This window comes from Kitasatospora sp. NPDC085879 (genome assembly GCF_040686255.1).
GTDB lineage: Bacteria > Actinomycetota > Actinomycetes > Streptomycetales > Streptomycetaceae > Kitasatospora.
Genome location: NZ_JBFBJZ010000143.1, coordinates 1 through 7,305 on the forward strand (window position 1 = coordinate 1; position 7,305 = coordinate 7,305).

General features: G+C 76.4%; 7 protein-coding genes and 1 pseudogene. 5 read left to right on the top strand and 3 right to left on the bottom strand.

Features of this window, described 5'->3' with window-relative positions; all coding sequences use genetic code 11:
- Positions 1–300: 300 nt before the first annotated feature.
- Both AB0P35_RS40910 and AB0P35_RS40915 read right to left on the bottom strand, forming a co-directional pair.
- The gene (locus AB0P35_RS40910) at positions 301–801 is read right to left on the bottom strand and encodes a nucleoside 2-deoxyribosyltransferase domain-containing protein (protein WP_363521450.1); all 501 of its coding nucleotides are present in this window, start codon (positions 799–801) and stop codon (positions 301–303) included.
- Between the two features lie 47 nt (positions 802–848).
- Positions 849–2,675 (bottom strand): GDSL-type esterase/lipase family protein, encoded by a 1,827-nt coding sequence (locus AB0P35_RS40915; RefSeq protein ID WP_363521453.1) that lies wholly within the window; start codon positions 2,673–2,675, stop codon positions 849–851.
- A gap of 108 nt (positions 2,676–2,783) precedes the next feature.
- On the opposite strand from AB0P35_RS40915, the gene AB0P35_RS40920 reads away from it, so the two are divergent.
- From AB0P35_RS40920 to AB0P35_RS40940, 5 genes are all read left to right on the top strand, one after another.
- Positions 2,784–3,149 carry a metalloregulator ArsR/SmtB family transcription factor gene (locus tag AB0P35_RS40920; RefSeq protein ID WP_363521456.1) on the top strand — a complete coding sequence of 122 codons (366 nt, stop codon included), beginning with the start codon at positions 2,784–2,786 and terminating at the stop codon, positions 3,147–3,149.
- Positions 3,146–3,598: an SRPBCC domain-containing protein gene (locus tag AB0P35_RS40925; RefSeq protein ID WP_363521459.1), complete on the top strand. Its 453-nt coding sequence runs from the start codon at positions 3,146–3,148 to the stop codon at positions 3,596–3,598. The genes AB0P35_RS40920 and AB0P35_RS40925 overlap by 4 nt, the downstream gene beginning before the upstream one ends.
- Before the next feature lie 78 nt (positions 3,599–3,676).
- Positions 3,677–4,450, top strand: a complete 774-nt coding sequence (locus AB0P35_RS40930) for an alpha/beta hydrolase (RefSeq protein WP_363521462.1) — start codon at positions 3,677–3,679, stop codon at positions 4,448–4,450.
- Positions 4,451–4,513: 63 nt separating this feature from the next.
- Positions 4,514–5,287: a maleylpyruvate isomerase family mycothiol-dependent enzyme gene (locus AB0P35_RS40935; RefSeq protein WP_363521465.1), complete on the top strand. Its 774-nt coding sequence runs from the start codon at positions 4,514–4,516 to the stop codon at positions 5,285–5,287.
- Between the two features lie 110 nt (positions 5,288–5,397).
- A complete protein-coding gene (locus AB0P35_RS40940; protein ID WP_363521468.1) occupies positions 5,398–6,120 on the top strand; it encodes a VOC family protein in 723 nt (240 codons plus the stop codon).
- Between the two features lie 58 nt (positions 6,121–6,178).
- On the opposite strand, the pseudogene AB0P35_RS40945 reads toward AB0P35_RS40940, so the two are convergent.
- Positions 6,179–7,305 (bottom strand): annotated as a pseudogene (locus AB0P35_RS40945) (hypothetical protein); the annotation flags it as partial.

The following is a 7,305-nucleotide window of genomic DNA, read 5'->3' on the forward strand; positions in this document are numbered from 1 at the left end:
GGCGCGATCAGGCCGAGCGCACCGACCGCGAGTGCGGCGGCCGCCGCGAGGGCCGCCCGGCCGAGCGGTCGGCGCCGGGTGCGTCCCCGTGCGGCGGGCGTGCGGCGTATCGCGGAGCGGGGCATGGATCCTCCGGTGTCGGCGCTGGGTCGCCGGGCGGACGGTGCGTCGGCCCGGCCCGTCCGGTTCCGCGGACGGTACCCCCGCTGCGCCGAAAGGTGTAGACCTCCGGCCCCGGACGGGTTCACCCTAAGCCCGCACCGGTGCCCCGGCGCGGCGGCGGGATGCGCCGAGCGACCGTCAGACTCCTTCGGGGCGGCCCTTCGAGACCAGGGCGAGGGCGGCGGCCACCGTCTCCGGCAGGCTCTCCCGGACGGGCGTGCCGTAGTGCCGGGCGAGGTGCAGCAGGTAGCGGTTGCGTTCCGGGTCGGGGCAGTCGGGGGGACAGCCCAGCACGGCCCGTCCGGTGGTGACGTCGTGTCCGAACTCGACGTTGGTGGTGAAGCCGGGCAGCGTCCGCAGGTCGCGCGGGATCCAGAACAGGACGGCGGTCGCGGCGGCCCGGCCGGCGGTCTCCCAGGCGAACTGGTCGTCGTAGTCGACGGCCCGGAAGCCGTCGCGGTCCTCCGGCAGCAGCACCGTCAGCGGTTGCTGGCCGGCCCACTGCGCGGCCAGCAGGTCGACGGCCTGCGGCCGCCAGGACGGCACCTGCGGCGACCGCGGGGTCGGCCCGGCCAGGAAGACGCTCGGGCCCGCCGGGATCTCCTCACGCGCCCACACCCTCCGGATGTTCTCCGTCATCGCTCCCCCGTCCCGCGCCCTGTGCGCCCCCGCTCGGCACGCCGAGACTACCGGCGCGCCGGGGGGCCGGGGTGGAGACGGGCGAGGGTGTCGGCGAGCAGCCGCGTGCCGGCGTCGTTGAAGTGCAGGTGGTCGCGCGGGTCGTGGATGCCGTCGCGGAGCCGGTCGGGTGCCGCGGTGTCGCGCGCCGCCAGGTCGAAGTCGGCGCAGCCGTCGAGCTCCCGGGAGGACCGGATCCAGGAGTTGACCCGCTGTCGGACGGCCTCCCGGCGTTCGGTGTAGTGGGCGCTGCCGCCGAAGGGCGGGATCGTCGCGACGACCACCGTCATCCCGTGGGCGTGCGCGCGGGCGGCGATCTCGCGGATGCCCGCGATCAGAGCGTCGGCCGTGGCGTCGTGCAGGGTGATGTCGTTGATGCCCTCGTAGAGGACGAGGGTCCGGGCGTCGGGCTGGGCGAAGACGTCGCGGTCGAGGCGGTCGAGCGCGCTCGGCCCGGCGGCGCCGGTGCTGCCGGTGAGCAGGGAGTTCGCGGAGAGGCCGGCGTTGGCGACGCCGGTGTTCGGCGCGGTCCGGCGGAGGTCGGCGGCGTACAGGTCGGGCCAGCGGTGGTCGGCGTCCACCGCGGTGTGGGCGCCGTCGGTCTGCGAGTCGCCGAGCGCGACGACGGTGCCGGCGCCGGGGCCGGTCGCGACGTCGACGCCGGTGAGGAAGGCCCAGTACCCGAACTGCCCGGTGTAGGCGGCGCCGTCGGTGTCGCCGCTGTGGTCGCCCGCGCCGGGCCCGGTGGCGTACGAGGTGCTCAGCGCCCATTCGTGCCGGGGCGCGACCAGGACGTGGCCGGGCAGGTGGATGCTGACCAGCAGGGTGTCGCCCGCGGCGAGCGGCAGGTCGATCGGGTCGCTGACGGCCTCGCCGCCGGCCGGGACGGTGGTGCGTCCCCGGCCGCCGAAGGTCAGCGGCACCGGGGCGGCCCGGGCCGCGCCGCGGTCGGCCTGCACGGCGACGGTGACCCGGCCGAAGGTGACGGGGTCGGGCGACAAGGCGTTGGTCAGCCGGATCCGCGCGGTGGTGCCGGCGAGGTTGGGGTGGACGGCCATCCGCAGTGTCTGGTCGGTCCAGCCGGTGCCGGGTGCGACCGCGGAGGCCGTGCCGATCGAGGCCGTCCAGGCGGCCTCCCAGCTCCGGCCGCCGGGGGCGGAGGTGGTGTCGCGGACGGCGATGTCGAAGACGTGCAGGGTCGGGCCGTCCGGGGTCGCGCCGGGTGTCGGCAGGGTGACCGAGACGACCGTCCGGCTGCGGTCGATCGGGACGGCGACGGTGTAGAGCCGGGCCTCGGCGTCGACGGTGCCCGCCCCGGTGTGCCGGTGCGGGAGGGTGAGCGCCGCCACCTCGGCGCTCCCCTGGGTCCAGTCGCGCACGGCGAGCCGGTAGGTGCTGCTGGTGCCGTCGCCGTAGTGCACGGTGCCGGTGCCGGTGGCTGGTCCGCCGGTCGCGGTGGCGAGGAAGCCGAGTGCGCCGCCCCGGCCGGTGAGGGCCACCGTCTGGCCCGCCGCGCGGACGTTGTCGGGCTGCCCGGGCGGGACGTCGGCGCGGGCGAAGGTCGTCCCGCTGAGGGTGATCCGGGCCCCACGGGACCAACCGGCGGCGTCCAGGTCGGCCGCGGCGAGGCTCCCGCCCGCGCCGTCGAGGTCGCCGGCGGCGGCGCCGTCGGCGGTGATCGCGGTGCTGTCGAACAGGGCGGGCAGCGGGGTGGCGCCCTCGGCCGCGGCGCGCGGGGGCGCGGCGCCCAGGGCGACGAGGCTGGAGCCCAGGACCGACAGGACGGTCAGAGCGGCCGTCGAGCCGGCGGCCGGGCGTACCCGGAGACGGTTCATGGCATCCCTCGACGTCACTGTAGGTCCGGCGGTCGGCCCGCGCGCCCGGCCGGGACGGTTCACAACCACATGGTTGTGCAAAGGGTCAGTTGTGGATAGGCTGGCGGCATGACGGTCGTGGACGACGAGCTGAGCCTGGTCTTCGCCGCGCTGGCCGACCCGACCCGGCGGGCGATACTCGAGCGCCTGGCCGGCGGCAGCGCCACCGTGGGCGAGCTGGCCGAGCCGTTCGCGATGAGCCAGCAGGCGGTCTCCAAGCACCTGAAGGTGCTGGAGCAGGCCCGCCTGATCTCCCGGACACGCACGGCGCAGTCCCGCCCGTGCGTGCTGGAGCCGACCAACCTGGACGCCGCGACGGACTGGATCACCCGTCACCGCCGTGTCTGGGCCGACCGCCACGACCGCCTCGACGAGCACCTGGCCGCGCTGCGCGCGGCGGAACGGGGCGGCACGGAGGAGACGAGCGCACCATGACCACCACCGGCGAACTCACCTACCGGCGCATCCACCGCGCCTCGCCCGAGCTGCTGTTCGACTGCATGACGACGCCGGAGCACCTGGCCCGTTTCTGGGGCCCGGCCGGGACGACCACCCCGCCGGACGGCATCGTGGTCGACCTGCGGCCGGGCGGCGCCTTCGAGACCACCATGGTCAGCGAGGCCGACGGCAGCACGTACACCATGCGGGCGGTGTACGCGGAGATCCGCCGGCCGGACCGGCTGGTCTGGGTCGAGGCCGACGTCGAGGGCGGCATGCGGACCACCGTCACCTTCACCGACCTGCGCGACGGCCGCACCGAGGTGGTCACGCATCAGACCAACGTCCCGGCCGCCTATCTGAGCGCCGAGGCCCGAGCCGGCTTCGCCACCAGCCTGGACCGCTTCGAGGCGTACGTCGCCGGCCTCTCCGACGGGCGCGGCTGAGCTCCGCACCCGCCCGACACCACGGCAGCACAGCACGAGAGCACGAGAGCACGAGAGCACGAAAGGCAGGGAGTCACCATGCCTGTCCTCACCTCCGCCGACGGCACCGCCATCGCCTACGAGTACGGCGGCCGCGGGCCGGCGCTCGTCCTGGTGGACGGCGCGCTCTGCCACCGCTCGGCCCGTCCGCTGGCGGCGCTGCTGGAGCGGGACTTCACCGTGTACGCCTACGACCGGCGCGGCCGCGGCGAGAGCGGGGACACCCCGCCGGGCGCGGTCGACCGGGAGGTCGAGGATCTGCGGGCGCTGGTCGCGGCGGCCGGCGGCCGGGCCGGCGTGTACGGCAAGTCGTCCGGCGCCGCGCTCGCCCTGCGGGCCGCTGCGGCCGAGCCGGGTGTCACCCGACTCGCCCTGTACGAGCCGCCGTTCATCGCCGAGGCGGGGCTGGCCGAGCAGGCAGCGGCGTACTCGGTGCGGCTGCGCGAGCTGCTGGCCGCCGGGCGGCGCGGGGACGCGGTGGCGCTGTTCATGGCGCACGCGGGTGTCCCCGAACCGGCCGTGGCCGGGATGCGGGCGCAGCCGCACTGGTCCGCGTTCGAGGCGATCGCCCCGACGCTCGCCCTGGACGACGCGGCGCTGGGCGACGGATTCGTGCCGCGCGACCTGGCCCGGCGGGTGGAGGTGCCGGTGCTGGTGGCGACGGGCGAGGCCAGTCCGCAGGTGCTGCGGCAGGCCGCCCGGGCCACCGCGGAGGCGATGCCCGGCGCCGCGTTCCGGACGCTGGAGGGCCAGACCCACGACGTGGCGGCGGAGGCGCTGGCGCCGGTGCTGGCGGAGTTCTTCGGCGGCTGAGAGCCGGCGACGCCCGCGGTGGCGGCGCCCGTGCGGACGGCCGGTCCGTGCTGAACTGTCGTCATGGAGAATGCGCGCTACCTGGAGTGCCTCGCGGCCGACTTCGCCCGTCTGCGGTCCGTCGTGCCGCTCGCCCCGTCCGCGGCGGTGCCGACCTGCCCCGGCTGGACGGTCGCCGACCTGGCCCGGCACGTCGGCACCGTGTACCTGCACAAGACCGCCGCGATGCGGGAGGGCGCCGAGCCCGAGCCGTGGCCGCCGAAGGCGCTGGCCGAGGAGGAGGCGCTCACGTTGCTGGACCGGGCGCACGCCGCGCTGCTCGCGGAGTTCGCCGCCCACCGGCCGGAGGACCCGGCGGGCTCCTGGTACTCCCCCGACCCGACGGTGGGCTTCTGGATCCGGCGGATGGCGCAGGAGACGGTGATCCACCGGATCGACGCCGAACTCGGCACCGGGCAACCGGTCGCGCCCGTCCCGGCCGATCTCGCGGTGGACGGCATCGACGAGTTGCTCAAGGTCTTCGTGGCGTACAGCGTCGCGGAGTGGGGCGACTACTTCACCGACGTCCTGGGCGACTCCCCGGGCCGCGACTACGAGGTCAGGACGGAGGGCGCGTCCTGGCGGCTGCGATCCGGGCCCGGGCTGTTCACGGCCGAGGGCGGGCCGGGCCGGATCGGCGGCGGCGCGGTGGACGCGGTCGTGAGCGGCCCCCCGGCGGCCGTGCTGCGCTGGGTGTGGAACCGGCAGGACGGCGATCCGTCGCCGGGTGTGGTGGTGGAGGGCGATCCCGAGGCCGTGACGGAGCTGCGGCGCTGCATCGTGATCGCCACCCAGTAGGGCCGGGTGCGCGGCGCCTGCGGCGAAATTCTTTGTGCCCGGCGGCCCGCAGGCCGCACGATGACTCCCACATGACCGTTCGAATGATCGATCGAAGCGAGGGAGCACGGATGATCCACTGGGTGTACGCGTTCGTGGACCGGCCGCGGGACCGGTTCGAGGCGGCGGCCTCGTTCTGGACGGCCGTCACCGGGACCTCGCTCTCCGCCCGACGGGGCGCGGAGGGCGAGTTCGCCACCCTGCTGGCGGACGGGGCGGACGCCTGCCTGAAGCTCCAGGCGGTGACCGACGGCGGGGGCGCACACCTGGACTTCGCGGTCGAGGACGTCCGGGCCCTGACCGACCGGGCGGTCCGGCTCGGTGCGGCCGTCGTCGCGGACCACGGCGACCTGGTGGTGCTCTCCTCGCCGGCCGGGCAGCCGTTCTGCGCGGTGCCCTGGAACGGTGAGGCCAAGCGCCGGGGGGTCGTCGACGGCACCCGCCTGGACCAGGTCTCGGTGGACGTCGCCGCCGACGGCTTCGCGGCGGAGTCGGAGTTCTGGGGCGCGCTGACCGGCTGGCCGGTGCTCACCGGCTCCCGGCCGGAGTTCCGGGTGGTCAAGCCGCCCGCGGAGCTCCCGATCCGGATCCTGCTACAGCGCCTGGACACCCCGCGCCCGACCGGCGCCCACCTGGACCTCGCCTGCGCCGACCGCGCCGCAACCCGGCGCGCCCACGAGCGGCTCGGTGCGGCCTTCGTCGCCGAGCACTCCCACTGGATCGTCATGCGCGACCCGGCGGGCGGCACCTACTGCCTGACGGCCCGGGACCCGGAGACGGGCGCGCTGCGCTGAGCGGTCGCGCACCGGGCACGTCCGCAGCCCGCACGGGACACCCGGGCGGAGCAGCGGCTCAGCCGCCGGGGCCGGGCGGCACCGGCGCCGTGCGCCGGACGGCGAGCCGGTCGGCGAGCGCGCAGCCCAGCACGGCCGCGGCCAAGGCGGCGACGATCGCGCCGAGCAGCGCCGCCTCGTAGTACGTCCCGGTGATCAGCCGTGCCGCGGCGGCGGCGGTGAGCACCGCGGCCGCTGCGGCGAGCCCGAGGGCGGCCAGGGTGCGCGGGCGGCGGCCGTCGGGGTGGGCGGCCGGGGCGGCCGCTGCGGCGGCGAGCAGGGTCAGCGCGCCGGCTGCGGCGGCCACCGTCGGGGTGCCGAAGGTGACGGCGTAGCGGACCGCCAGTGCCGGGACGAAGAACAGCACCAGGGCGCGGCGCAGTCCCTCGGCGAGCACGGCGGTGGCGGGCCCGGGCGCGGCGGGGCCGAAGGCTGGGCGGCGGCGCAGCCGCGCGGTGGTGGCGAGCAGCGCCAGTGCGACCACCGCTGCGGGCAGCCGGGCCGGCAGATGGCCGAGGTTGTAGAGCAGGGCCGTGTCGTACACGGTGAGCACGAGGTGGCCGATCGCCCCGAGGTCGACGGCGACGAGCAGCAGCCGAGCGGTCCCGGGCGGCCCGGCCGGAGTGTGGTCGGCCGGCCTCTCCCGCCGGGCGAGCGCGGCGAGGGCGAACGGGGTGACCGCGGCGGAGAGCAGGCGGAGCGCGATGTCCTGCACCGTCCACGGGTTGCGCAGCTCCCACTCGACGGTGCAGAAGACGGCGGTGTACGAGGCGGCGGCGAGCCAGGGTAGCGGCGAGAGTGCGACCCGCCGGTACACGGCCGGGTCGATCCGGCGCAGGACGGTGAGGAACACCAGCAGCACGAAGGGCAGTTCGAGGAAGGCCTGGACGCGGAGCAGGCTCGGTGCGAGGAGTTCCGGCGCGGGCACGTGCGCGGCGAGGGCCCGTACGAGCGGCCCGTCCGCGAGGTCGAACCAGCCGGGCGGCAGCAGGCGGGCGACGAACGTGGTGTCACCGCCGTGCACCCGCAGGATGTAGACGGTGAACAGCAGCTGGTTGAGGTAGACCGGCGCAGTGACGGCGGCCAGCGCCGCCTCCGGGCGTGTGCCCCGTCGGCCGCCCGCGGGCGGCGCGGCGGCGGGTCGGC

Excerpts from the sequence above, each read along its gene's own strand:
- AB0P35_RS40925 (WP_363521459.1), top strand. The coding sequence starts at position 3,146 with ATGACCACCACCGGCGAACTCACCTACCGGCGCATCCACCGCGCCTCG.
- AB0P35_RS40940 (WP_363521468.1), top strand. The coding sequence starts at position 5,398 with ATGATCCACTGGGTGTACGCGTTCGTGGACCGGCCGCGGGACCGGTTC.
- AB0P35_RS40930 (WP_363521462.1), top strand. The coding sequence starts at position 3,677 with ATGCCTGTCCTCACCTCCGCCGACGGCACCGCCATCGCCTACGAGTAC.
- AB0P35_RS40935 (WP_363521465.1), top strand. The coding sequence starts at position 4,514 with ATGGAGAATGCGCGCTACCTGGAGTGCCTCGCGGCCGACTTCGCCCGT.
- AB0P35_RS40920 (WP_363521456.1), top strand. The coding sequence starts at position 2,784 with ATGACGGTCGTGGACGACGAGCTGAGCCTGGTCTTCGCCGCGCTGGCC.
- AB0P35_RS40915 (WP_363521453.1), bottom strand. The coding sequence starts at position 2,675 with ATGAACCGTCTCCGGGTACGCCCGGCCGCCGGCTCGACGGCCGCTCTG.
- AB0P35_RS40910 (WP_363521450.1), bottom strand. The coding sequence starts at position 801 with ATGACGGAGAACATCCGGAGGGTGTGGGCGCGTGAGGAGATCCCGGCG.